Consider the following 23,040-nt stretch of genomic DNA (forward strand, 5'->3'; position numbering starts at 1 on the left):
CGCGGTCAGGGACTCAGGGCACGATGTTGTGGTTGATGCGGAACAGGTTCTCCGGGTCGTACCGGCGCTTGACCGCGCGCAACCTGTCGTAGTTCTGCCGGTAGTTGGCGCGCACGCGGTCCTGGTCGTCGGCGTCCATGAAGTTGACGTAGCCAGCCTCCTCGGTGTGGGGGCGCAGTGCCGTGTCGTACGCGCGGGTCCAGGCGATGTTGTGTGCGGTGTCGGCCGGGTCGGTGTAACTGGCGCCGAAGGCGTGGGAGTAGGCCGCGTCCCGGTAGGCGAACGCGGTGTCCTCGGCCCCGACCCGGTGGCACGCGCCGTCGATCGGGAAGAGCACGGTGTCGCTCTCCATCGAGGGGATCGTCTCGCCGTACGTCATGTGGACGTCGATGGCGCCGTCGGTCAGTTCGCGGCTGAAGTTGCCCTTCCAGTAGTGGTAGAGGCCCGGCGGCAGGTCTTCGTCGAAGATCGTGTTGATCACGGGGTGCGGCATCCGGTCGAGGATCTGGCCGATGACCGGCCCGAGTTCGCCGAGCCGGGCGCGGATCCTGTCGTCCTCGTCGGCGGGGCCGCTGAAGCAGGTCAGGACACCGCAGACCGGGCGGCCGTGCCAGCGCTCCGGCAGGAACGGGGCCTGGGGCCCGAGAAGGACGGCGAAGATCGCGTTGAAGTCCTCGGGGGCGCCCGCGTTCATGTCCCGCCAGCGACGCGCCACGTCGCCGTCGAGCGGGTAGAAGGTGGGCCCGCCGAGGATGTCGCGCACGGGATGCAGGCGGTACGCGAACGAGGTGACGACACCGAAGTTGCCGCCTCCGCCGCGCAGGGCCCAGAAGAGGTCGGGGTGGTGCTCGGCGTCGCAGGTGACGAGGGTGCCCTCCGCTGTCACGACGTCGGCCGAGATCAGGTTGTCGCAGCTCAGGCCGCAGCGGCGGGAGAGGTGCCCCATGCCGCCGCCGAGGGTGAGGCCGGCGATTCCGGTGGTGGAGACGACCCCGCCGGTGGTGGCGAGGCCGAAGGCGTGCGTGGCGTGATTGAAGTCGCCCCAGGTACAGCCGCCCTCGGCACGTGCGGTCCGGGTACGGGGTCCACGCGGACCGAACGCATCCGGGACAGGTCGACGACCAGTCCGTCGTCGCAGGTGCCGTGTCCGGCGACGGCTTGGCTGCCACCGCGGACCGCGAGCGGCAGGGCGTGGTCGCGGGCGGTGTGCATGGCGGCGATCACGTCGCCGGCGTCGACGGCCAGGACGACGACGGCCGGCCGGCGGTCGTGGATCGCGTTGTAGACGCGGCGTGCCTCGTCGTAGGCCGGATCGCCGGGCTCGATGACGTTGCCGCGCACGGTCTCGTGCAGCAGCTCCCGAGCCGGACCGGGCAGCAGGGCGGTGAGCGCGGACGGGGCGGAGGGGGTGGTGAGCGTGGTCATGACGGCACCAGCTTTCGGGTCCGGCGAGGGCGTCTGGGTCTCACCAGTCCGTTCTAGGCCGGGGGCACCGCGGCGCACATCGCCTGAACCGTCCACTCCGCCCGGGTGCGTGACATGGGCAGAACGGCCCATGCCCGGCAGAGGCAGGCCGCCGATTGGACCGCACCTGCCGTGACCGGCCCCAGGGTTGCTTGACCTGGTGTCTGGCGACCTCGGCGAGGTGCCGGGGGACACCTGGAGCCACCACTCGTATGCGAAACGCTGCTGTTGTCGAGGTCGTCGACCATCACCACGCTGTCGGAGCGCCAGTACGGTCGTCGTGGCCGGTGAGGTCGAGCGGGTCGGTGGTGATGGCGCGATGCCGACCGGTGGGCCGGGGGTGGCTGCCCCGGCCCACCGCGGCCGGTCCCGCTCCTCAACCGCTCCCTTTACTCCTTCAGCAGGTATGCGGCGTGGACGGTCTGCTCGAGCTTGCCGCCCTGCTCATCGGCCACGTGCAGGCGTAGCGCGACTTTCCCGTCGGTGTCGGCCAGCTCGGGGTGGCGGATGGCGGCGCGGTAGCTGCGGTCCGGGAGCTTGACCGGTGTGTGGGTCTGCTGCCACGTCTTGCCGCTGTTGTAGGAGACCTCGATCCTGACGTCCTTGATCGGAACTTGCGGGGCGTCGAACTGGGTGGCGGGCTTGAGTCCCAGGATGAACGGCGCACCGGCCCGTGCCGCGTTGTTCCCGTCGAGCGAGAGGTCCCAGATGTTGTTGACCACCGGCAGCGGCGTCCAGTCGTCCTCGGGCGTACCGGAGGAGGCGAAGGTCCACACGGTGTGGCTGGTGGTGGACAGCTGCCAGTTGTCCACCTGTTCCTTGACATCATGTTCGACCCGATAGGTGGCCTTTTCTCCGCTGCCGACGGTGAACTGTCCCGAAGGGTACGGACGGGTCGCGATCAGTTCACCGTTCTCGTACACGCGCGTCTCGCTGTCATTGGCGGGGAACGCAAAGGCGTGCTCGGGGTTCGAGTCGATGATCGACGACATGTTCAGCAGGATCGTGTTGCCTCGCCGGGAGGGCGGCACATGGACCGTGGTGATGCCCGGCACCAGCGGGGCCTTGAACCATTCCTTGGTCTCCTGGTGGCCAGGCTTGTCGTACCTGTCCGCGAAGCTGACGGAGGGGTACCGGCCGTAGGGCCATTGGCTCCAGCCCGACTGGCCGTACCGGTTGCCACCGTCCGCGATGACGTGGTGCCGCGCCCGCTGCGGGAGCTTCGACTCGACGAAGTAGCTGAACGCGCCGAACTGGTAAGGCCGGAGCGCGAGCAGGGTGTAGGCGCCGGTCTGATCGGGGTACTGGGCGTGGAATTTCGACGTGAACGACGCCAGCTCGTCGTCGGTGTACCGGTAGGTGAGCGAGTCGGGGATGCGGTCCTTCTCCGGCAGCATGAGCATGTAGTCGTACGGCACGGACGCGACCGCGTGGATGTCGAGCCGGACCCGGCCGGACTTCAGCAGTTCGAGCAGCTTGCGGCCCTCCTCGTGGCTGATCTCGAGGGGCGGGATCTTCGCGAGCCACACCGAGTCGTCGTGGAACACGCCCGGCTGGTCACCGTAGATCAGCGTGGCCTTGGCCTTGCGCTCCGCAGCGGTGGCGATCAGATCCCTCGAGGGCACCTCAGGGCTGTGGGCAATGAGCGCGATCTTGCCGCTCACGTCCTTGCCCTCGTAGTCCTCGGGCCGTCCGGCTCCGACGTCGACCACCTCCAGGCGGTACCTGCCGTCCAGACGCGCGTTGGAGAATCCGCCGATCAAGCCCATGTAGGCCGGGTGCAGCGTGACGCCCGACCCGACGGTGCGGACCCGCGGCAGCATCGGTGCGATCCGGTGCTGGTGGGTGCTGTACTCGAACTCGCCGCCCGCGGCGGTTTCGGACGGTACGGCCGAGAGCCTGGTTGTCGTGTCGGAGGTGCCGCTGATGACGAGCAGGTCCACCTCGCCCTGTTTGCGGTACACGTTCTGGCTCTGCTGGTAGTGCTCGGTGCGCCTGTCGAGCCGCAGCTCGATCGGCTTCGCCTTGCGGGCGTCGAAGACCAACTCGCGCTCCTGGGCGAGCTTGGCGTCCGGGAGCGCGAAGGCGGTCTGCTCGATCTCGTACCGGTTGGGCTCGTCATTGGTGGAGACGAAGGCCGAGACCGAGAACGGGCCCTCATCCCCGACCTTGACGGTGCCCTCGCCGGTCCCGCCGTCGATCTGGACGACGAACTGCTCACCGCTGGACTGGCTGGCCAGCACCACCCAGGCGGAGGCCGGGCGACCCTGACGGTCGATGGCCTTCAACGGGACTTCACGCGCCCTGAGTTTGGTGAAGGCGACGGTCGTGCGCAGAGGGGAGCCGTCGCCGGCGCTCGCCGTCAGGGCGCCCGCGAAGATGCCGAACGGGCCCTTGGCGAGGTCGAGGGTGACGGTGGCGTCCGCGGTGCCTCCGGCGGGCACGGTGAGGTTGGCCGGCTCGACCTTGAGCTGGTCGCCGCCCGCCGGGACACCCTTGTCGTCGGCCACGTCGGCCACGTCGGCCACGTCGGCCACGTCGGCCACGTCGGCCACGTTGGCCACGTCGGCCTTGAGGTCGAGGACGACGGGCTGGTCACCGGTGTTGCGGTAGGTGACCGTCTTGACCACCGGTTCCACAGCGTCATCGCCGAAGGGAAGCTCGAAATAGCCGAGGTTGAGGGTGCCCGTGGACGCGCTCACGGTGTGGCTGCTCGCCCTGGCCACGTCCACGCGCCCGGAGCCCTGCTGGTACGGGGTCAGGTCGGGCAGTGCCTTGGCGGTGCTGGTGAGCGCGGCCTTGAGGCGGTCCGCCTTCCAGTCGGAGTGTTGCTGGAGGAGCAGCGCCGCGGTGCCGGAGACGTGCGGGGTGGCCATGGAGGTGCCGCTGGCCCGGGCGTAGTTGTCGTCGACGGGGTCGTTGTCACCGACGAGGGTCCCCTTGACCCGGGCGGCGGCGACGCCGGCCCCGGGTGCGGTGAGCTCGGGCTTGATCGCGTTGTCGCCGATGCGCGGCCCCCGGCTGGAGAATCCGGCCGGCTCATCCTGCTTGCTGACGGCGCCCACGGTCAGGGCGGCGTCGGCGGCGGCGGGCGAGCCGATGGTGCGCGCTCGGGGTCCGGAGTTGCCCGCGGCCACGACGAACAGCGCGCCGGTGGACTCGGTGAGATTGTTGACCGCTTCGGAGGACGGGTCGGTGCCGTCGCTGGCCTGGTCGGATCCCAGGCTCAGGCTGACGACCTGTGCCTTGCTCGCGGCCCACTCCATCCCGGAGATGACCCACGACTCCATGCCGGATCCGTCGTCGCCGAGCACCTTGCCGTTGAGGATGGTGGCGTCCGGGGCCACGCCCCTGTACTTTCCGCCGGACGCGGCACCGGTGCCGGCTATGGTCCCGGCCACATGGGTGCCGTGGCCGGTCCGGTCGTCGGTCCCGGTGTCGCTGCCGCTGAAGTCCTGCTCCGCGGTCACCTTGCCTTCGAGGTCCGGGTGCTTGGCGATCCCCGTGTCGAGGACGGCGACGGTGACGCCCTTGCCGGTGTACCCGGACTTCCACACCTCGGGCGCGCCGATATGCGGAACACTGACGTCCAAGGCGGCCTTGACCTTGCGGTCCAGCCAGACCTTGGTAATGCCGTCCGCGAGCTTCAACGAGCCAGGCGATGCGGCTGGCTTGGCCAGTGCGCCCCCCGGCGCGATCCCGGTGAGGTCCCGCCAGAAATCAGCGGCCTGCTTCTTGTCCGCCTGAACCGCGGTGGCGTTGATGCTCCGCAGTTCCCGGGCCTTGACGCTGCCGTCGAGTGCGGGCCGGTCCGTCCGGCCGCGGGCCGTCCGCTTCTCATAGGAAAGGATCAGCGGCAACGCTGTCAGCTTGCTGTCGTCGTAGCCGTCCTTGATCAGCCGGGTGATGTTGAACAGCTCCCGGTCGATCAGACCCGCCGTGACGTAGGGCGCGGCCTGCTTGGGCAGGAAGTAGGTCTCCTTGCCCTTCGTCCAGGAGAGGTGGCCGGCGCCGGCGGAGGCCTGCACGGACGCCGCGATCCTCCCGTCGGGCTGGACGGCGGCGGAGATGACGTCACCGGTGACCAGGGTCAGGATGTGGGGCTTGGTCTTGCCTGCCTCGATTCCGGGGTTTTCTGACGATGTGATGGGGGGTGGCGTCGGACTCGGGTCGGCGACGGCCGGAGGCATTCCTACGACCATGAACGCCACGCCGATACCGGTTGCCAAGACCCTCGAGCGCGTGCGCATCGGTGCTCCCTTCAGATGGTGCTGTAGGGGGGTCTGTGCATGGGTGATTGTGAAGGTGTAGACCAATGCGCGCCAGCATGCAGGTCGAGGTTTCTGGTTCCACCTCAGGTCGGAGAGCTGAAATTCGTCTCGGGGGCTGACGATCCGTCGGAAATGGGCAGTTCGTGCAACCAGTTCCGGAGGCGTCGCACCCCGCGAGGGGGCCGGCGGCGGCCATGGGGGAGCGCGCCGGTGGCGTGGGCGGCCGACGTGTCGATGCCGCCGAAGTGCCGCTGAATGATCGGCTGTGGAAGCCCTTCAGGGGTTGATCAAGCCGCCGGAGCGGTGGAGGGTTCTCGCTGTGAATGGCGCGAGCCTTTCACGAATTGGTCTGTACCTTGACAGCCAAAAAGGTCTAGTCCAGCCTTTGTTGGCGATGGAGTAGCAAGCGCCATTGGAAGTCGTGCACCGATCACGCCCGGGCCTTGCTCCAGTGCTCAATCGATCGCCTTACGGTCCGGGTGCCGTGCCACGCAGCGCTCTCCAAAGGAGTCGATCATGCGCTGGACCAGTACATTCGTCGCCTTATCAGCGTTAGCTGCCGTGCTTTTGCCCATCGCGCCCGCACAGGGCGCGGCGTCCGACAAGGACGACCGGGCACCGGCCGCCGGCCGTGCGCCGAACCCGGTGACCCACTCTGCGACGCTCCTCACCGGAGATCGGGTCATCGTCACCCAACTCCCCCACCGGCGGTACGAACTCAGGGTGCTCCCGGGTCCGGGTCGCAAGGACATCGGATTTATCAGACACATATCCAGAGACCAGGACGGCGTTGACCGTATCGTGGTGATTCCCGACGACGCACGGTCACTGGTGTCGTCCGGTGCGCTCGACGGCAACCTGTTCGACGTTGCGGAACTGGTACGTCAGCACCGGGACGACAAGTCCCGCAGCACGTTGCCGTTGCTCGTCTCCTCCCGGTCCGACGAGACCCCGGCCACGGTCGGGATCGCCAGGGTGACCCGCCGACTGCCCAGCCTGGGCGGCTCGTCGGTCGTCGCCGACAAGAAGACACTCGGCAAGCTGTGGGCCTCGCTCGTCACCCGGGGTGCCGGGAAGCAGAGCAGGCTCAAGGACGGAGTCACCAGGGTCTGGCTGGACGGCGAGGCCCGCCTCACCGACGAGGAAAGCAACACCCAGATCGGCGCGCCGGCGGCCTGGGAGGCGGGGTACACCGGCAAGGGCGTGACCGTCGCCGTCCTCGACGGCGGCTACGACGCCACCCATCCCGACTTCGGCTCTACCGTTGTCGAGGCCAAGGACTTCACCAATAGTCCTGACGGAGTCAAGGACACCTTCGGGCACGGCACCCATGTCGCCTCCACCATCGCGGGATCAGGAGTCGCGTCCGGCGGCAGGCACAAGGGAGTCGCCCCCGACGCCCGGTTGCTGATCGGCAAGGTGTGCGGCGCGCAGTCGTGCGACTTCTCGGCCATCCTCGCCGGGATGGAGTGGGCCGCGCAGCGTGCGAAGACAGTCAACATGAGCCTCGGCGCCCGTGCCACCGACGGAACCGACCCGCTCTCCGCCGCAGTGAACCGGCTCTCCGCCCAGTACGGCACCCTCTTCGTCGTCGCGGCGGGCAACAGCGGCAGCGCGTCGGGCACGGTTGCCACCCCGGCCGCTGCCGACGCCGCCCTCGCCGTCGGCAGCGTGTCCAAGACCGACCGGGTCAGCGGGTTCTCCTCGCGCGGGCCGCGGGTCCGCGACTTCGCGGTCAAGCCCGATATCGCCGCGCCCGGTCAGTCCATCATCGCGGCGCGCGCCGCGGGCACGTCCATGGGCACGCCCGTCGACGATCACTACACCACCGCCAGCGGTACCTCGATGGCCAGCCCGCATGTGGCGGCCAGCGCTGCGATCCTGGCCCAGCAGCACCCCGACTGGTCGGGCAAGACGGTTAAGGCGGCGCTGACCAGCACCGCCAAGCCCGTCGCAGGCGCAGGCGTCTTCGACCAGGGCAGCGGCCGGGTCGACCTGGCCCGCGCCGTCAAGCAGACCGTCCGCGCCACTACCACCGCTGTGGACTTCGGGCTGCTGAAGTACCCGCAGACCGATCTCCCGCCCGTCACCAAGTCCGTGACGTACGCCAACGACGGCGACGCTCCGGTCACCCTGTCCCTCCAGGTCACTGGGGCGGGACCGGGCGGAACCGAGCTGCCTGACGGTGCGTTCGCCGTTGCGGATAACGATGTCACCGTGCCCGCGCACGGCACGGCCACCGTCGACCTGACGGTCACGCCCAAGGCGCTGCTCGCGGGCGGTCTCGGCAGCTTCGGCGGGCGCGTCACCGCGACCGGGCCCGACGGCGCCACCGTCACCACGCCGTTCGCCGCGACCACCGAGCCCGAGTCGTTCGAGCTGACGGTCAAGGCCCTCGACCGCGCGGGCAATCCGGCCGGTCCCAACCTCGACCACTATGTCGATCTGGTCAACCTCGACGGTGGCGACTCCCCCAAGCTGCCGCCGCTGACGGACGGCACGCTGACCGTACGTGTTCCCAAGGCGACATACGGCCTGAACGCGCTCGTCGACACGCCGACGCGAGGCAAGCCGGCGCAGACGGCCAACAGGACATGGGCGAGCGTCCCGCAGATCGTCCTCGACAAGCCCATGACGATCACCCTGGACGCCCGTGAGGGCACGAAGATCGAGGTGAAGGCCGACAAGCGGGACGCCGTACGCCACGTCGCGGACATCGACCAGATCTACGTGGCCGGCAAGGCGGGCGCCGGCATCACCGTGCACACCAACTACCGCAGCTACCGCGGCGAGGAGCTCTACGCCATCCCGGTGGAGGCCGACCCCGCCAGGTTCGACTTCGGCATCTACCAGACCCTCCTGCCGGCCTCGGGAAGCAGCGAGAGGTACGCGTACTACGTCGCCCAGCCGTCGTCGGGCGGGATCCCGGACTCGCTCAGCTACCGGGTGCGCGACCGCGATCTGGGGCAGGAGCGCGCGCTGTACCGCGCGCAGGGCACCGACGCCCTCGGCACCCGCTCCTCCACCCCGCATTACCTGCCGAACCAGTCCCTCGTGAACGCGGCCTTCGACGACATCCCCCTACCGTCGAGGCGCACGGAGTTCTACTCGGCGAGGGAGGACATCCGGTGGAGCCACTACCTGTGGCAGCGCTCGACCGACGTGCCGGAGATCAGCGACTTCGACGGGCACGTCGAGGCCGGGTACTACGGCTACAAGCCGGGTGAGCGGCGTACGCACACCTGGAACTCCGCGGTGATCGGCTCCGACATCTCCATGCACCCGTGGAACCAGGTGGTCAGGCTCGGCGACAACCTGCTCGCCCAGGTCTGGCCGTATTCGCCGGGCGATCCCGGCCACTCCGCCCCCTCCGCACTCAGCGCGCAGTACATCACCGCGCAGACCACGCTCGCCAAGGAGGACGGCACGGTGATCGGGACCACGCCGAAGCCATGGGGCTTTTGGGCAGTGCCCGCGGAGAAGGGCCGCTACACCCTGGAGGTGACGTCGAACCGCAGCCCCAAGTGGGCGTCCCTGGCGCCTGAGACCAGGACCACGTGGTCGTTCCTGTCCGAAAACGCGGCCCAGGTGACGTACCAGCCGCTGCTCACGCTCAACATGACCGGACCGTTCGACACCTACAACCGGGCACCCGACCGGCCCTGGTTCCCCCTGAAGATCACCGTCGGCGCGCAGCCGGAGTCCACGGGGACCGGCCAGGTGGAGAAGGTCACGGTCGAACAGTCCGCCGACGATGGCAAGACCTGGCAGCGCGCCGAGGTGAAGCACATCAACGGCGACACCTGGGGTGCGCTGCTCGCCAGGCCATCGGACGGAGCGCAGTTCGTCTCCCTGCGCGTCAAGGCGGAGGCGGCGAATGGCGACTCGATGGAGCAGACCACGATCCGCGCCTACGGCCTGAAAGGCTAGGCGGTTTCCTTCGGTCATCGGGCGGACCAGAGGAACCAGAGGAAGACGCCCGTGATGTGGAGTGCGGCCAGGTGGACACGGTCGTACGCGCCGCGGTCGCCCCGGTTGTGGGTGCCGTGCTGCCGTTCGGCCTGGCCTGCCCGGCCGCTCTCCGCCGCGCTCCGCGTTGCTCGGCGACATGGCCCGCAGCCGGTACGCGGCGGTTGGTTTCCTGAACCACCGAGCCCGCTCCTGGGCTTTTCCCGGCGAGAGCGCGAACACATGCGGCCGGGCCGTTCCTGACGGCACGCCCAGGGTGAGCGAGACCGACTCCTTCGCCGCGTCGAGCGCTACGGCCTGAGGGAAGATCACGCCCTCGATGCCCAGCAGGCCGCACCTGGAGTGGATCTGGCTGGTCCGCACCGCTTGGGTCTCGCCGTACGCGGGCCCCGACAGCCACCCCGTCAGCCGCACCGGCACGGTGGCGCTCGAACCGTCCGGGTAGGAGGCGACCGCGGGTACGGTCACGTTCCCCGTGTCGCCGGAGCCGAGGACGTGCACCTTCGCTTAGGCACCGCGCGGGACGGCGACCTTCTGGCCGGCGAGCGACGGCGTTGTTGTTCCTCAGGCCAGGCCGTGGGAGCAGGCGTAGGACGTGGCGGCGGCGCGGGAGGTCACGCTCAACTTGGCGTAGATGTTGTTCAGGTGCCGGGCGACGGTGTGCTCGCTGATCACCAGCTCGCGGGCGATGTCCCGGTTGGTGCCGCCCGCCGCGACCAGCCGCAGCACCTCGGCCTCCCGCGGGGTCAGACCGTCGGGCAGCGCCCTGGCCCGCTCGTTCAGCAGCGCCGCCGCGCGCCGGGCGTCGGGGACCGCGCCGAGCTGCTCGAAGGCGGTCCGGGCGGCCCGCAGCTCCAGCCGCGCGGCCTCGGTGTCACCGGCGGCCCGGTACGCGGCGGCCAGCAGCATGCGGACCTGAGCCGTCTCGTACGGGATACGCATCTCCCGCCAGGCCGTCAGCGCGCAGCGCAGCGGGCGCAGGGCCGAGTCGGGATCGCGGTCGCCGTCCTGGGCGAGCGCGAGCGCGCCTCGGGCGGTGTCGGCCATGGCGCCCAGCAGGGTCACACCCGCGGTGCTGGGGCCGAGTCGGGCGAGCGTCTCCAACTCCTCGACCTGAGCTCGGCACGGTCCACGTCCCCGACGGCCAGGGCCACTTCTGTCTGTGCGGCGAGCAGCCGGGAGCGGCCCAGCAGGTCGGCGGGGGCGTCGTCGCACTCCGCGAGGGCCAGGCGCAGGCCGGTGATGGCGGCGTCGGCCTTCCCCTGGGCCAGGCGCAGGAGGGCGAGGCCGGGCTGCGGGACGAGGCCGAGTTCGTGGGCGGCGGCGTAGGAGGCCGCGGCGGCGTCGAGCCGGCCCCGGCGGTGCTCGATCTCCCCGGCCGCGTAGTGGGCTGCCGCGGCCGCTTCAAGACAGTCGGGCCACACCTCCTGGCAGACCCGCTCGGCCTCGGACGCGGCGAGCGGCCATGCGCCGAGCAGGTCGAGCACCTGGACGCGGTGCACCCGGCACAGCCCGCGGAACGGATTGTCGACGGGGGCGGAGGCATGCGGGACCTCGGCCGCGGCGGGACGGGACGGCTTGGTGTCGCCGGAAGGCGGTGTGATGGAGCCGGAGGGCGGCGTGACGTGTTCCGACCAGGGCACCGAGCACCATGCCATGGCCGCGCCCGTCCATTCGGCGGCCCGCGCGAAGTCCGCGCGGCCTCCATGCACCGGGTGAGCGCCAGGCAGTACAGCAGGCCGGTAAACATCCCGCTCAGCTCGCCCGCCGTGACCGAGCACCCCCGCCCGCAGGCGACGCACCCCGCCCGGGCGTCCCGCACCCCCCCGGTGGCTGAAAACCACGCCTTGTCGCCCCGGACCCGTGCCCCAACAATGCGCATGACAACTCTGGCCGTCACATCGGCCACTCACGTCGCATCAGAGGGGACCCCCACATGAACAAGCCTCTCGCCGGCGCGCTGCTCGCCCTCACCCTCGTCGGAGCGGGCGCCGGACCAGCAGTCGCCGCCGACACGGCCACCGAACCAGCCGTGCGCGCAAAGGCGGTGACCTTCGCGGGAACGGTCGCGCTCAGCAACTGTTCCGGCTCCGTCGTCAGGACCGCCGCGTCCCAGCCGAGCGACCCCGCACTCGTACTGTCCAACGGCCACTGCCTGGAGACCGGCTTTCCCGGGCCCGGCGAGGTGGTGATGGACCAGCCGTCCTCGCGCAGCTTCGGTCTGCTCGACTCCGCCGGATCCCGCGTCGCCACCCTGCGCGCCGACAAGATCGCGTACGCGACGATGACCGACACGGACGCCTCGCTCTACCAACTCACCACCACCTACGGGCAGATCGAGTCCCGCTACGGCATCAAGGCCCTGGAGCTGAACACCACCCGCCCGGCCGAGGGCACGGCCATCAAGGTCGTCTCGGGCTACTGGAAGCGGATCTACAGCTGCAGCATCGACGGCTTCGCCTACCGGCTCAAGGAGGGCGCCTGGACCTGGAAGGACTCGGTCCGCTACACCTCCAGCTGCAACACCATCGGTGGCACATCCGGTTCCCCGGTCGTCGACAACGCCACCGGCAAGGTCGTCGCCGTCAACAACACGGGCAACGAGTCCGGCGGTCGGTGCACCGACAACAACCCGTGCGAAGTCGACGAGAGCGGCAACGTGACGGTGCGCGAGGGCATCAACTACGGGCAGCAGACGTACCCCCTGGCAGCCTGCATCGGCCCGGGCAGCAAGATCGACCTGAACCGCGCGGGGTGCACTGTCCCCAAGCCGTGAAGGCCGAGGGCCCGGCGGCTGCTGCGCTGCTGCCACCGGGCCCTCGTGCGCGGCGCCTACGCCCCGCTCGCCTTGAGCATGTCCTCGCGCTCGACGATCTTCACGCGCTCGCGGCCCTGCGGCTCGCCCAGGGCCTTCTCGGCCGCGTCCAGGCGGTACCAGCCGTCCCACGTCGTGAAGCGGATGTTCCGGTCTGCGAGGAAGGACTCCACCGCCTCCGGCTCCGGTGAAGCGGGCGTCTGCAGACGGCCGTCCGCGTAGTCCGCCAGCAAGTTGGCGACGGTCTCGTTCGCGTCGCCCTTCGTGTGGCCGATCAGCCCGACCGGACCACGCCGGATCCAGCCGGTGACGTACGTCGAGTCCAGGTGCTCGCCGGACTCCTCGATCACGCGGCCGCCCTCGTCGGGGACCGTGCCCGACTCGATGTCCCAGGGGAGCTTGGGCAGCTCGTCGGAGAGGTAGCCCACGGCCCGGTAGACGGACTGGACGTCCCAGTCCTTGAACTTGCCCGTGCCCTTCACATTGCCCGTGCCGTCGAGCGCGGTGCGCTCGGTGCGCAGGCCCACGACCTTGCCGTCCTCGCCGAGGATCTCGGTGGGCGACTCGAAGAAGTGCAGGAACAGTTTGTGGGGACGCTCGCCGACGTCCCGGATGGCCCAGTTCTCCAGGGTCTTCGCGACCATGTCCGCCTGCTTGTTGCCCCGGCGGGTCTCAATGGAAGCCTCGTCGTAGTCGATGTCCTCGGGGTCGACGATGACTTCGATGTTGGGGGAGTGGTCCAGCTCGCGCAGCTCCATCGGGCTGAACTTCGCCTGCGCCGGGCCGCGACGCCCGAAGACGTGGATCTCCATGGCCTTGTTGGCCTTGAGGCCGTCGTAGACGTTCGGCGGGATCTCGGTCGGCAGCAGCTCGTCCGCCGTCTTCGCCAGGATGCGCGCCACGTCGAGCGCGACGTTGCCCACACCGAGCACGGCCACCTTCTCGGCCTCCAGCGACCAGGTGCGCGGCCAGTCCGGGTGGCCGTCGTACCAGGAGACGAAGTCCGCCGCGCCGTACGAGCCGTCGAGCTCGATCCCGGGTATGTCAAGCGCGCGGTCGGCCGTCGCGCCGGTGGAGAAGATCACCGCGTCGTAGAAGGTGCGCAGATCGTCGAGGCTGAGGTCGTTGCCGTAGTCGACGTTGCCGAAGAGACGGATCTGCGGCTTGTCGAGCACCTGGTGCAGGGCCGTGATGATGCCCTTGATCCGGGGGTGGTCGGGGGCGACGCCGTACCGGATCAGCCCGAAGGGCGCGGGCATCCGCTCGAAGAGGTCGATGGAGACGCCGGGCTCGGCGGCGGCCACCTCGGACTTCAGCAACGCATCGGCGGCGTAGATCCCGGCGGGGCCGGCTCCGACGATGGCTACCCGCAGGGGGCGGGGCATGTTCAGGTTCCCTTCGAGCGGCGACAACTGGCTCGTCGGCCACCCTAAACAAAGGCAAGCCTAAGTTTGTACTCACCCCTGGCCTATGACCTCATAAGCCGGGCTTATGCCTTCCCAAAGGTCTGCTTGATGAACGTACCCCAGGTGCCGGCGCCGATGATCAGTACGGGGCCGGTGAGGTTCTTGCTGTCCCGTACGGGCACGACGCCGGGGACGTCGTCCAGCACCTCGACGCAGCTGCCGCCCTCGCCGTTGCTGTGCGTGCTCTTGCGCCAGGCGGCGCCGGGGAAGTCGTACGCGACTTCGACGCAGTTGCCGCCGTTCGCGTCGCTGTAGCTGCTCTTGCGCCACTGGGCGTTGCTCAGGTCGTACTCGCGCATCGTCTGTAGTCCTCCGCCGCCGACTCGATCAAGGCCAGGGACGCCTCCGGCGACAGCGCGGCGGCCCTGAGCAGATCGTAGGCCGCCTGGGATCGCTTCACCACAGCCGGATCGTCCAGCAGGTTCCCCGAATACACCGCTTCCGTATAGGCGGTTGGCGGAGCGTCCTCGAATTCCATGAGGCGCAAATCCTTGCCCATGAGGGGATATGCCCCGGCCGCGTAGGGGAGGACCTGGACCAGGGCCTTCCGCTCGTGGACGAGCGTCGCGATGTGCTCCAGCGCCTCGGCCATGACGGCCGGGCCGCCGACGGGGATGCGAAGCACCGACTCGTGCAGGATCGTCCAGTAGACGGGCCGTGCAGCGCTGTTCAGGATGAGGGCGCGGTCCAGGCGGGCGCGGATCCTCTCCTGAACGGACTCGTCCGAGGTGAACGGGTTGTCCGCGAGCATCATTGCCCGCATGTACGCCTCGGTCTGCATGAGCCCTGGCACCAGCGTGGGCGCGAAATCGCAGATCTTCGTCGCCAACGCCTCCAGCTCCGCCGCGGCGGCGAAGTACTCCGCATAGCGGGAGTCATTGATCAGCTTGCGACACATTCGCTCGAAAATACCGTCGGTTTGCAGTATCTCGTCGATCCGCTGTGCCACATCCAACTGCGGCTTCCTGATCGCCTGTTCGAACTGGCCGATGTACCCGCCCGAAACGAACACCCGACCGCCCAGTTCCTCCTGCGTGAGCTGAGCGACCTCTCTGCGCCGCTTGAGCTCCGCGCCGAAGAATTCCCACGCCGCCTGACGCGGAGCTTTGGCCATGGATCAACCCCCTTGTGCAGCCGCCCAGTTGTAGTGGGCACAGCCTTGTTCAGCGTACTCGGGCAGCGTCACGATCTTCATGCGAAACGTGAACTCCGAGCAGAAAGGGAATCCATGCCGAGAAACGAAAAGACCGGACACGCGACCATGTGCATGAGCGACGCGGAGGAAGCAGTGAACGTATTGCGCGCAGCCCTGAAACGGTCCGGCATCACGCTGCCCTCCCTGCGCGTCGAACCCGCCTCATACGCCCGGGACACGCCGTGCCCGCTCGTCGAATCGGGGCGCTGCTCGGTGGACACTGTCCGCCTGATCGCGGCAGCTCTGCCCAGGGAAGGGGGCCGTACGCCATGACCCTGCCCATCGGTACGTACGTCGTCGACACCCGCACCGGCCGGGTGGGCCGGCTCATGGGGCAGGCAGGTCCCTTCCTCTCGCTGAGACCCGTCGGCGGCGGCCGGGAGTGGGAGTGCGCCCCGGAGGAGGTGCGGCCCGCGACGGCGGCGGAGCGGATCAGCGCGACGACGGCGTACGTGAACGCGCGCAGCCGGGGCGAGCTGCCGTAGGCCGGGCTCAGTAGTAGCCGGTCTCGCCGTCCAGGAGTTCCCGGATGGTGTCCATGTGGCCCGCGTGCCGGGCGGTCTCCTCGACCATGTGGATCAGCATCCAGCGCAGCGAGGCCTTGGCGGAGGCGAAGTCCGGGTGGCGGCCGACCTCGTCCAGGGAATGCGTGGCGATGATCTCGTCCGAGATCGCGCACTGCTTCTCGTACTCGTCGAGGAGCTGCGCGAGCGGAACGCCCTCGACGCGCATGTCGGCGTCCTCGGGGTCCTCGGAGAACTGGGGCCCGTCGGCGGGGCGGCCGAGGAACACCACCTCGAACCAGGTCTGTTCGGTCCACCGCAGATGGGAGACGATGCCCGCCATGGTCATCAGGGGCGAGGAGGGCAGGACCGGGCGGTGGGCGTCCTCCTCGGACAGGTCCTCGCACTTGTAGTGGACGATCGCGCGCTGCATCGCGTACCAGCCGAGCAACTGTGTCCGCTCGTCCGCGGAGAAGGGTGGCCGTACGCGGGAAGGTGTCATGGCCGCGGACGCTATCGCAGCGGCCGGCGCGGAAGCACCGCTTTTTTCGGCCGGGCGGAAGCGGGCAGCGGAAGCGGGCCGGATCAGCTCGGCGCGCGTACGCCGCGCCGGGACAGGACGACATGGGCGACGACGCCGGACAGCAGGCCCCAGAAGGCCGACCCGATGCCGAAGAGGGTGAGGCCGGAGGCGGTGGCGAGGAAGGTGATCAGTGCCGCCTCCCGGTCCCGCGGCTCCTGCATCGCCCCGGTGAGACCGCCGGCCAACGCACCGAAGAGGGCGACGCCGGCCACGGCCGCCACCAGTTCCTTGGGCAGGCCCGCGAACAGGACCACCAGTGTCGACCCGAACGCCCCGACGACGAGGTAGAACGCCCCGCAGGAAACACCGGCGACGCAGCGGCGGCGCGGATCGCGGTGGGCGTCCGGGCCGGTGCGGATGGCGGCCGTGATCGCCGCCAGATTGACGGCGTGGGAGCCGAAAGGGGCGAGCGCCGTGGACACGAGCCCGATGAAACCGATCAGCAGGCGGTCGTCCGGCCGGTACCGGTGTGGCCCGAGTCCGTCGAGTTCTTCGGGACCCGGGGCCTGGTCAAGGTGCGCGGCACCATCGACGGGCATCCGTTCCGGAGTTCCTTCATGGCGCTCGGTGACGGTCGGCACATGCTTCCGGTCAAGGCGGACATCCGCAAGGCGATCCACAAGGAGGCCGGCGACACCGTGACCGTGCGGCTCACCGAGCGGATCCAGGATTGACGAACCCGGGGCGGGCAGCCGCCCGCCGTGCGGGAGAATGGCTCCATGAGTCTGTTCCGTGACGACGGCGTCGTCCTGCGCACCCAGAAGCTGGGTGAGGCGGACCGCATCATCACGCTGCTCACTCGCGGTCACGGACGGGTGCGCGCTGTCGCGCGGGGCGTGCGGCGCACCAAGTCGAAGTTCGGGGCCAGGCTGGAGCCCTTCTCGCACGTCGATGTGCAGTTCTTCGCCCGGGGCAGCGAGCTCGTGGGCCGCGGACTGCCGCTGTGCACCCAGTCCGAGACCATCGCGCCCTACGGCGGCGCGATCGTCACCGACTACGCCCGCTACACCGCCGGCACCGCGATGCTGGAGACCGCCGAGCGGTTCACCGACCACGAGGGCGAGCCCTCGGTCCAGCAGTACCTCCTGCTCGTCGGCGCCCTGCGGACCCTCGCCCGGGGCGAGCACGCCCCGGGGCTGGTGCTCGACGCCTTCCTCCTGCGCTCCCTCGCCGTCAACGGCTACGCGCCCAGCTTCGACGACTGCGCCCGCTGCGGGCTGGCCGGCCCCAACCGTTTCTTCTCCGTCGCCGCCGGGGGCGCCATATGCGGCGACTGCCGGGTGCCGGGCAGCGTCGTACCCTCGGCGGAGGCCATCGGCCTGCTCAGCGCGCTGCTCACCGGCGACTGGGCCACGGCGGACGCGGCCGAGGCGCGTCACGTCAGGGAGGGCAGCGGACTGGTGTCCGCCTATCTGCACTGGCACCTGGAGCGCGGCCTGCGCTCGCTCAGATACGTAGAGAAATAGGAGATGTGAGCCGCATGGCACGACGCGGATTCCTGGGCCGGTCCCGCCGCGAGTACAAGGTCCCCGAGCCGCACCCCTCCGGTGCCCGCCCGCCCAAGATCCCGGGCGAGCTCGTGCCGAACCACGTGGCCTGCGTCATGGACGGCAACGGCCGCTGGGCCAAGGAGCGCGGCCTGCCGCGTACGGAGGGGCACAAGGTCGGCGAGGGCGTCGTCCTCGACGTGCTCAAGGGTTGCCTGGAGATGGGCGTCAAGAACCTCTCCCTCTACGCCTTCTCCACGGAGAACTGGAAGCGTTCGCCCGACGAGGTCCGCTTCCTGATGAACTTCAACCGCGACGTCATCCGCCGCCGCCGCGACGAGATGGACGAGCTCGGCATCCGCATCCGCTGGGTGGGCCGTATGCCCAAGATGTGGAAGTCGGTGGTCCAGGAGCTCCAGGTCGCCCAGGAGCAGACCGTCGACAACGACGCCATGACGCTGTACTTCTGTGTCAACTACGGCGGCCGGGCGGAGATCGCGGACGCGGCGCAGGCGATCGCGCGCGACGTGGCGGCCGGAAAGCTCGACCCGGGCAAGGTCAACGAGAAGACGTTCCAGAAGTACCTGTACTACCCGGACATGCCGGACGTCGACCTCTTCCTGCGGCCCAGCGGAGAGCAGCGCACCTCCAACTACCTGATCTGGCAGAGCAGTTATGCCGAGATGGTCTTCCAGGACGTGCTGTGGCCCGACTTCGACCGTCGTGACCTGTGGCGCGCCTGCCTGGAGTACGCCCAGCGCGACCGGCGCTTCGGCGGCGCGATCCCGAACGAGGAACTGGAGGCGATGCGCGGGCGGCCCGAGGGGACGACCGCCTGACATCCCGTGCCGCATGGTCGGTAGGGTCCCGCCCATGGATCACCAGGGGCGGGATACCGAACGGGCGACGGACGCGATCGAGCTGGTCTACAAGCCGACGCGCGCCGACATTCTGACCGCGGTCCGCGTGCGCGAGAGATACCGGCGGATGACGTGGGTGCGGTGGATCGCGACCGCCCTGCTCCTGGCCTGGGGGATCCTGCCGGCGTTCGCTCCCGCCTCGCGCGGGCCTGCCGTGGTGCCCGTGCTGCTCGGCGCCTTCGTGTGGGCGATCCCCCACCTGCACAGCTGGCAGGCGCTGCGCATCGTCCAATGGCAGGGCGACTACCGCACGACGGTGACCGAGGACGGTGTCACGGCGGTGAACGACCACTGCGCGCTCACCCAGCGCTGGACCCTCTTCCGCGGCCACCGCGAGACCGCCGACAGCTTCGTCCTGCTCAGCCGCGACCGAGGCGTGATGTGGGTGGAGGTCCTGCCCAAGCGCGGCCTGCGCGATCCGGAGGACGCCGACCGGCTCCGCGCGACGCTCGGCCGACACCTGCCGCGGCTGTGAGCAACCGCCGTACCCCACGTGAGCATTAAGCGCATCCGCCGATACGATCACGGCTCGGCAATCGGGTGCGGGAGAGCTTGTGGCAGAGGTGCAGCAGCAGGACGGACAGACGGTGACGCTCGTCTACGAGCCCACCACCACCGACATGAAGGGCGCCCTCGACGCCCGTGCGCGCAGTACGCCCTCCGGTCGCCGCACCCGCCGACTGATGCTCTTCACCGGCGTGGTGGGCCTGTGCCTCGTCGCGCTGACCGTCGTCAGCGGCGACATCGACACCACCCGACTCGTCGCGGGCGTCGCGATCACCTTCTTCGCCTTCGGCAGCCTATACCTGCTGCCCCGGGCACAGGCCCGTCAGCTCCAGCAACTGGCCGTTCGGCAGGGCGAGTTCCGTGCCACGGTCGACGCCAAGGGCATACGGCTGACCACGCGCGACAGCGAGGTGACCAGCAGCTGGGACCTGTACCCGCGCTACGCCGAGACCGGCGAGCTGTTCGTCCTGCTCAGCGCGGACAAACACGGCGTCGGCGTGATGCTCCTCCCCAAGCGCGGCGTCCCCGCCCCGGACGACGTCGACCGCCTGCGCGGGCTCCTCGACCGGCACGTCCAGCGGATGTGACGCCCTCCGTCGGCCGTCGGCGTGCTACGGCCTCGTGGACGTCGAATCGCTTCGGCCCCGCGCCTGTGACCAGGTGCGGGGCCGAAGCCTTGTTCGCCGGGTGCCGGGTCAGCCTGTGGTGGCCTTCCGGCGTCGCATCCACCAGATGAGCGCTGCGCCGGCCGCCGCGAGGGCGGCGGCGATGCCCGCGATCAGCCCGATGGGAGCGCTGGAGCCGGTGTCGGCGAGGTCGCCGTCCGGGTCCTTCGCGGGCGGGGTCGGCTTGTCGCCGCCGCCGGGAGTGCTGGGCTGCGGGCTGGGGGTGTCGGACGGCGCCGGGGTGGACGGGCCGTCTGTCGGCGTCGGGGTCGGCGTGGGAATCGGGTCGCCGTCGCCTCCGCCCGCCGGTTCGCCGGAGCCGTTGCCGCCGATCAGGGCGGTGTCGGTGTCACGGTAGGCGGTCTCGGTCTTCACCGACGTCTTGGTGTTCTTGTCCAGGCGGGGGTGCTCCAGGTCGAAGCGGACCCGCGTGATGTTGCGCTTGGGGGCCTTGGAGAAGTCGACGCCGCCCATGACGCAGGTCTTGTTCTGGCCGCCGACGTTGCAGGGGTAGCTGTAGTCACCTTCCGTGTAGGACTTCATGTAGGCGTCCCAGGTCTTCTTCGGCGTCCAGCTCCTGTGCTCAGCGCTCAGCGGCCAGCGCGCCACGTTGTTGCTGTTGATGATGGGGCGGAAGTCGGTGGCGTGGTCCTTGTCCTGGTCGCGGATGTACTCGGCGGCGACCCGGGAGGAGTAGACGCGGCGCAGGTCGGCGTAGGCCGGACCGGTGTTGACCTTCTTCTCGACGTCGGGGATGACGTACCGGTCGACGAGGCTCTGCGACGTGCGGATCTGCGCTTCGGTCAGCTTGCAGTCGCTGCCGTTGGGGTCGGGATACTCGACCTTCTGCGGTTCGGCGTTGACCTTCAGCGGCGCGTCGAGGATGTAGATGCCGTCCTTCTCCACGCGGACCTTGGCGGTCTCGGGGACGATCCACAGGCGGATCTGGTGGCCGCAGGGGATGTTCGCGGCCTGCATGGCGTCCCAGTACTGCTTGCCGACACCCTCGCGAGGGTCCATGTCCTTCGCGTAGTCGTGCTTCATCTCAAGGTCTGCTTCGAGGAGCACACGGCCGGCGTCGGTCTTCCCGAACCTCTTGTCCATGATCTTGTCGGGCTGGTCCGGGTTGAGGTTGACCCAGAACGTGTCCGGGGTCAGTGCCAGCCAGGTGAACATGGCGTCGGAGGCGAGCTGCAGCTTGGCCTTGCCGCCCCAGCCGGGGTTGTTGTCCGGGTCCTTGGCGTAGTCGGCCTTGAAGGAGTAGTCCAGGCCCTTGCCCTTGACGGGGCTGCCGACGTAGTTCAGTTCCAGGGTGGAGAAGTCGATGCCGCCCGGTCCGCCGCGGCCGAAGACGCCGTTGCCGTTGGCGCCCCGGTACTGGTGCTGGATCTGCCGGGCGGTGCCGGGGGTGGATCCGGAGCGGAAGGCGGCGTCGTTGATCGGGCCGATGGAGCCGACCCTGCGCGGGTCCGGGTTCATGATCGGGTTGTAGCGGGTGTACTGGTTGGGGCGCCACCTGGGCGCGCCGGTGGATCGGTGCTCACGGATCGTGGCCTGGTTCTGCTTGCCGCGTTCGGCCTCGAGCTGCTTGTTGAGCGTGGCGTACTTCTTGACCGTGTTGGACGAGGTCGAGTCGCCGGTGATCAGGCGCAGCTTGTGGTCGCTGTACTGCTGGTTGCGCAGGACGTGGTTGTCGTAGCGGAACTGCTTGGCAATGTGCTTGCCGTTGGACTTGAACTCCACGAACTCCTTGGTCTTGGCGTTGTAGGCGTCGTACTTGCGGACGGCCTGCTTGCCGGTCTTGGGGTCGATGACGGGCTTGCCGTCCTTGTCGAAGACCGGGACGTCCTTCTGGCAGATCCAGTCCGGACCGACGAGCTTGAAGTCACGCACGACCTTGGCTTCGAATCCGTCGCCCTTGAGCCGGTTGGCCTCGTAGCCGATCAGGCGCTGGTCCAGCCAGGTGCCCCAGTTCTTGAGGCCCGTGGACTTCTTGGCCTGGACGTTGTAGCGGGCGTAGATCTCCAGGACCCGGTACTTGGGGTCCTGGGTGGTCTCGAACTTCTTCTTCCACTTCTGGGCGTCGGCATCGGTGTCCCCGGCGAGGTCGCTCTGTGCCTGGTTGGGTGCCTTGAGGCCGTCGAAGGCGTGGGAGGGGTTCTCGAACCAGTAGTCGTCCCACTCGTTCTGCGGGCGCTGGCTGAAGGGCTGGTTCTTGCCCTGGATGCCGGAGCCGGCGGGCGGCGAGCCGTACTCCTTGCCCAGCCACTTCTTGTCGCAGCGGATGGTGCCGGGTGCGGCGTCGGCTACGCCCTGGAAGGCGGGCACGCCGGTGACCAGGATTGCGGCTGCGGCGATGGACGCGAGGCAGGCCGCCATGCGTGCCCGGATGCGTGTGCGTAGGGAATTGCTCAACGTGGTGTCCCCTGGGGGGCATGGGAACAGAAGGTGCGGGCGGTGGGGCCCCCGTGACATGCCACCGCCAACTCCCCCACCTTAGAAGCACATGCGGTGTCCGATGCAACGAGTTTGCCGGTGTGGCGTGTGCCAACTTCGTTACACAGCAAGGTCGTTCAGAGGACTGTCAGTGACCCTCTCTACCATGACCCCATGGGTGATCAGACCGACGAGGGCCCCGACCGGCAGAGCTGTCCCGAACTGCTGGCGTGGCTCGCCGAACGCGAAGTGGCATTCGAGCCCTGGGCCACCGGCCTGGGGCGGCCCGTCGAACGATGGGACTTCAGTGCTCGGTCACTGGACGCGCTGGAAGACCTCGTGCGGGAGAGGTTCGCCGACGCGGAGGAGGTCATGGCCGCCAAGGGCAGCGCGTTCGTACAGGGAGCGACCTGGTACGTCGGCGAGGCGATCCGCCGGTCGTTCGCGCAGTGCGGAACGCACGATCCGCTCGTGTGGATGTACGACCCGGAGCCCCTCACCGGGCGCGCCCCGTCGTCGTTCTTCGACCCGGCCACGCGCGTGGTGACCGACACCCCGTTCGTGGGGCTGCCGGGCTCGGTGGACGGCGAGTGGCTGTACCCGATGGGGGCGCTGTACGAGCTGTACAGCACTGTGAACGAGTGGGACGAGCCGGTCGAGCCGCACCTGCGCGGCGTGCTGCACGACCCCTACGACGACGAGGACGACGACGAGGACCACGAGGAGGACGAGCGCGAGGACGAGAACGGGGGCTGACCC

The 23,040-nt window shown here is 69.3% G+C and carries 17 protein-coding genes and 3 pseudogenes; 10 read left to right on the forward strand and 10 right to left on the reverse strand.

Annotated elements, in window-relative coordinates; all coding sequences use genetic code 11:
* Positions 1–13: 13 nt before the first annotated feature.
* From ACH5AF_RS02220 to ACH5AF_RS02230, 3 genes and pseudogenes are all read right to left on the reverse strand, one after another.
* On the reverse strand, positions 14–1,138 hold the full coding sequence (locus ACH5AF_RS02220; RefSeq protein WP_398899773.1) for an FAD-binding oxidoreductase: 1,125 nt from the start codon (positions 1,136–1,138) through the stop codon (positions 14–16).
* Positions 1,139–1,143: 5 nt separating this feature from the next.
* Positions 1,144–1,557: pseudogene (locus ACH5AF_RS02225) on the reverse strand (hypothetical protein); the annotation flags it as partial.
* 296 nt (positions 1,558–1,853) lie between these two features.
* On the reverse strand, positions 1,854–5,714 hold the full coding sequence (locus ACH5AF_RS02230) for a S8 family serine peptidase (protein WP_398899409.1): 3,861 nt from the start codon (positions 5,712–5,714) through the stop codon (positions 1,854–1,856).
* A 582-nt stretch (positions 5,715–6,296) separates the two neighbouring features.
* Between ACH5AF_RS02230 and ACH5AF_RS02235 the strand changes: the two genes are divergently transcribed.
* Both ACH5AF_RS02235 and ACH5AF_RS02240 read left to right on the forward strand, forming a co-directional pair.
* The gene (locus ACH5AF_RS02235) at positions 6,297–9,665 is read left to right on the forward strand and encodes a S8 family peptidase (protein WP_398899411.1); all 3,369 of its coding nucleotides are present in this window, start codon (positions 6,297–6,299) and stop codon (positions 9,663–9,665) included.
* 358 nt (positions 9,666–10,023) lie between these two features.
* Positions 10,024–10,149, forward strand: a complete 126-nt coding sequence (locus tag ACH5AF_RS02240) for a hypothetical protein (RefSeq protein ID WP_398899413.1) — start codon at positions 10,024–10,026, stop codon at positions 10,147–10,149.
* Positions 10,150–10,268: 119 nt separating this feature from the next.
* On the opposite strand, the pseudogene ACH5AF_RS02245 reads toward ACH5AF_RS02240, so the two are convergent.
* Positions 10,269–11,484 (reverse strand): annotated as a pseudogene (locus ACH5AF_RS02245) (LuxR C-terminal-related transcriptional regulator); the annotation flags it as partial.
* Between the two features lie 156 nt (positions 11,485–11,640).
* On the opposite strand from ACH5AF_RS02245, the gene ACH5AF_RS02250 reads away from it, so the two are divergent.
* Entirely contained in the window at positions 11,641–12,480 is an 840-nt protein-coding gene (locus tag ACH5AF_RS02250) for a serine protease (RefSeq protein ID WP_398899415.1), read from the forward strand.
* 56 nt (positions 12,481–12,536) lie between these two features.
* Here the strand turns inward: ACH5AF_RS02250 and ACH5AF_RS02255 are convergent, their stop codons facing one another.
* The 3 genes from ACH5AF_RS02255 to ACH5AF_RS02265 all read right to left on the reverse strand — a co-directional run bounded on the left by ACH5AF_RS02255 (position 12,537) and on the right by ACH5AF_RS02265 (position 15,099).
* Positions 12,537–13,904 carry an FAD-dependent oxidoreductase gene (locus ACH5AF_RS02255; protein WP_398899417.1) on the reverse strand — a complete coding sequence of 456 codons (1,368 nt, stop codon included), beginning with the start codon at positions 13,902–13,904 and terminating at the stop codon, positions 12,537–12,539.
* Between the two features lie 104 nt (positions 13,905–14,008).
* Positions 14,009–14,284, reverse strand: a complete 276-nt coding sequence (locus ACH5AF_RS02260) for a DUF397 domain-containing protein (RefSeq protein WP_398899418.1) — start codon at positions 14,282–14,284, stop codon at positions 14,009–14,011.
* A complete protein-coding gene (locus ACH5AF_RS02265) occupies positions 14,266–15,099 on the reverse strand; it encodes a Scr1 family TA system antitoxin-like transcriptional regulator (protein WP_398899420.1) in 834 nt (277 codons plus the stop codon). The genes ACH5AF_RS02260 and ACH5AF_RS02265 overlap by 19 nt, the downstream gene beginning before the upstream one ends.
* A 350-nt stretch (positions 15,100–15,449) precedes the next feature.
* Between ACH5AF_RS02265 and ACH5AF_RS02270 the strand changes: the two genes are divergently transcribed.
* On the forward strand, positions 15,450–15,665 hold the full coding sequence (locus tag ACH5AF_RS02270) for a hypothetical protein (RefSeq protein WP_215184360.1): 216 nt from the start codon (positions 15,450–15,452) through the stop codon (positions 15,663–15,665).
* A gap of 7 nt (positions 15,666–15,672) precedes the next feature.
* Here the strand turns inward: ACH5AF_RS02270 and ACH5AF_RS02275 are convergent, their stop codons facing one another.
* Both ACH5AF_RS02275 and ACH5AF_RS02280 read right to left on the reverse strand, forming a co-directional pair.
* The gene (locus ACH5AF_RS02275; RefSeq protein ID WP_398899422.1) at positions 15,673–16,185 is read right to left on the reverse strand and encodes a DinB family protein; all 513 of its coding nucleotides are present in this window, start codon (positions 16,183–16,185) and stop codon (positions 15,673–15,675) included.
* An 83-nt stretch (positions 16,186–16,268) separates the two neighbouring features.
* Positions 16,269–16,772, reverse strand: a pseudogene (locus tag ACH5AF_RS02280) (benzoate/H(+) symporter BenE family transporter); the annotation flags it as partial.
* Here ACH5AF_RS02280 and ACH5AF_RS02285 point away from each other — a divergent pair.
* From ACH5AF_RS02285 to ACH5AF_RS02305, 5 genes are all read left to right on the forward strand, one after another.
* Positions 16,734–16,940 (forward strand): DUF1905 domain-containing protein, encoded by a 207-nt coding sequence (locus ACH5AF_RS02285; RefSeq protein WP_398899424.1) that lies wholly within the window; start codon positions 16,734–16,736, stop codon positions 16,938–16,940. The pseudogene ACH5AF_RS02280 and the gene ACH5AF_RS02285 overlap by 39 nt on opposite strands.
* A 45-nt stretch (positions 16,941–16,985) precedes the next feature.
* Positions 16,986–17,732, forward strand: a complete 747-nt coding sequence (recO, locus tag ACH5AF_RS02290; protein ID WP_215184354.1) for a DNA repair protein RecO — start codon at positions 16,986–16,988, stop codon at positions 17,730–17,732.
* 14 nt (positions 17,733–17,746) lie between these two features.
* A complete protein-coding gene (locus ACH5AF_RS02295; protein ID WP_398899427.1) occupies positions 17,747–18,592 on the forward strand; it encodes an isoprenyl transferase in 846 nt (281 codons plus the stop codon).
* A 34-nt stretch (positions 18,593–18,626) separates the two neighbouring features.
* The gene (locus tag ACH5AF_RS02300; RefSeq protein WP_398899428.1) at positions 18,627–19,148 is read left to right on the forward strand and encodes a YcxB family protein; all 522 of its coding nucleotides are present in this window, start codon (positions 18,627–18,629) and stop codon (positions 19,146–19,148) included.
* 79 nt (positions 19,149–19,227) lie between these two features.
* Entirely contained in the window at positions 19,228–19,767 is a 540-nt protein-coding gene (locus tag ACH5AF_RS02305) for a YcxB family protein (RefSeq protein WP_398899430.1), read from the forward strand.
* Positions 19,768–19,875: 108 nt separating this feature from the next.
* Here the strand turns inward: ACH5AF_RS02305 and ACH5AF_RS02310 are convergent, their stop codons facing one another.
* On the reverse strand, positions 19,876–22,260 hold the full coding sequence (locus tag ACH5AF_RS02310; RefSeq protein WP_398899432.1) for an LPXTG cell wall anchor domain-containing protein: 2,385 nt from the start codon (positions 22,258–22,260) through the stop codon (positions 19,876–19,878).
* A 195-nt stretch (positions 22,261–22,455) separates the two neighbouring features.
* Here ACH5AF_RS02310 and ACH5AF_RS02315 point away from each other — a divergent pair, with 195 nt between their 5' ends.
* Positions 22,456–23,037 carry a hypothetical protein gene (locus ACH5AF_RS02315; protein WP_398899434.1) on the forward strand — a complete coding sequence of 194 codons (582 nt, stop codon included), beginning with the start codon at positions 22,456–22,458 and terminating at the stop codon, positions 23,035–23,037.
* Positions 23,038–23,040: the final 3 nt, after the last annotated feature.

Source organism: Streptomyces sp. NPDC018833 (genome assembly GCF_044390825.1).
GTDB lineage: Bacteria > Actinomycetota > Actinomycetes > Streptomycetales > Streptomycetaceae > Streptomyces.

What these genes read in the sequence shown, in the direction of transcription:
- ACH5AF_RS02230 (WP_398899409.1), bottom strand. Translation starts at nt 5,714, where the DNA reads ATGCGCACGCGCTCGAGGGTCTTGGCAACCGGTATCGGCGTGGCGTTC.
- ACH5AF_RS02240 (WP_398899413.1), top strand. Translation starts at nt 10,024, where the DNA reads ATGCCCAGCAGGCCGCACCTGGAGTGGATCTGGCTGGTCCGCACCGCT.
- ACH5AF_RS02250 (WP_398899415.1), top strand. Translation starts at nt 11,641, where the DNA reads ATGAACAAGCCTCTCGCCGGCGCGCTGCTCGCCCTCACCCTCGTCGGA.
- ACH5AF_RS02255 (WP_398899417.1), bottom strand. Translation starts at nt 13,904, where the DNA reads ATGCCCCGCCCCCTGCGGGTAGCCATCGTCGGAGCCGGCCCCGCCGGG.
- ACH5AF_RS02260 (WP_398899418.1), bottom strand. Translation starts at nt 14,284, where the DNA reads ATGCGCGAGTACGACCTGAGCAACGCCCAGTGGCGCAAGAGCAGCTAC.
- ACH5AF_RS02265 (WP_398899420.1), bottom strand. Translation starts at nt 15,099, where the DNA reads ATGGCCAAAGCTCCGCGTCAGGCGGCGTGGGAATTCTTCGGCGCGGAG.
- ACH5AF_RS02270 (WP_215184360.1), top strand. Translation starts at nt 15,450, where the DNA reads ATGACCCTGCCCATCGGTACGTACGTCGTCGACACCCGCACCGGCCGG.
- ACH5AF_RS02275 (WP_398899422.1), bottom strand. Translation starts at nt 16,185, where the DNA reads ATGACACCTTCCCGCGTACGGCCACCCTTCTCCGCGGACGAGCGGACA.
- recO (WP_215184354.1), top strand. Translation starts at nt 16,986, where the DNA reads ATGAGTCTGTTCCGTGACGACGGCGTCGTCCTGCGCACCCAGAAGCTG.
- ACH5AF_RS02295 (WP_398899427.1), top strand. Translation starts at nt 17,747, where the DNA reads ATGGCACGACGCGGATTCCTGGGCCGGTCCCGCCGCGAGTACAAGGTC.
- ACH5AF_RS02300 (WP_398899428.1), top strand. Translation starts at nt 18,627, where the DNA reads ATGGATCACCAGGGGCGGGATACCGAACGGGCGACGGACGCGATCGAG.
- ACH5AF_RS02315 (WP_398899434.1), top strand. Translation starts at nt 22,456, where the DNA reads ATGGGTGATCAGACCGACGAGGGCCCCGACCGGCAGAGCTGTCCCGAA.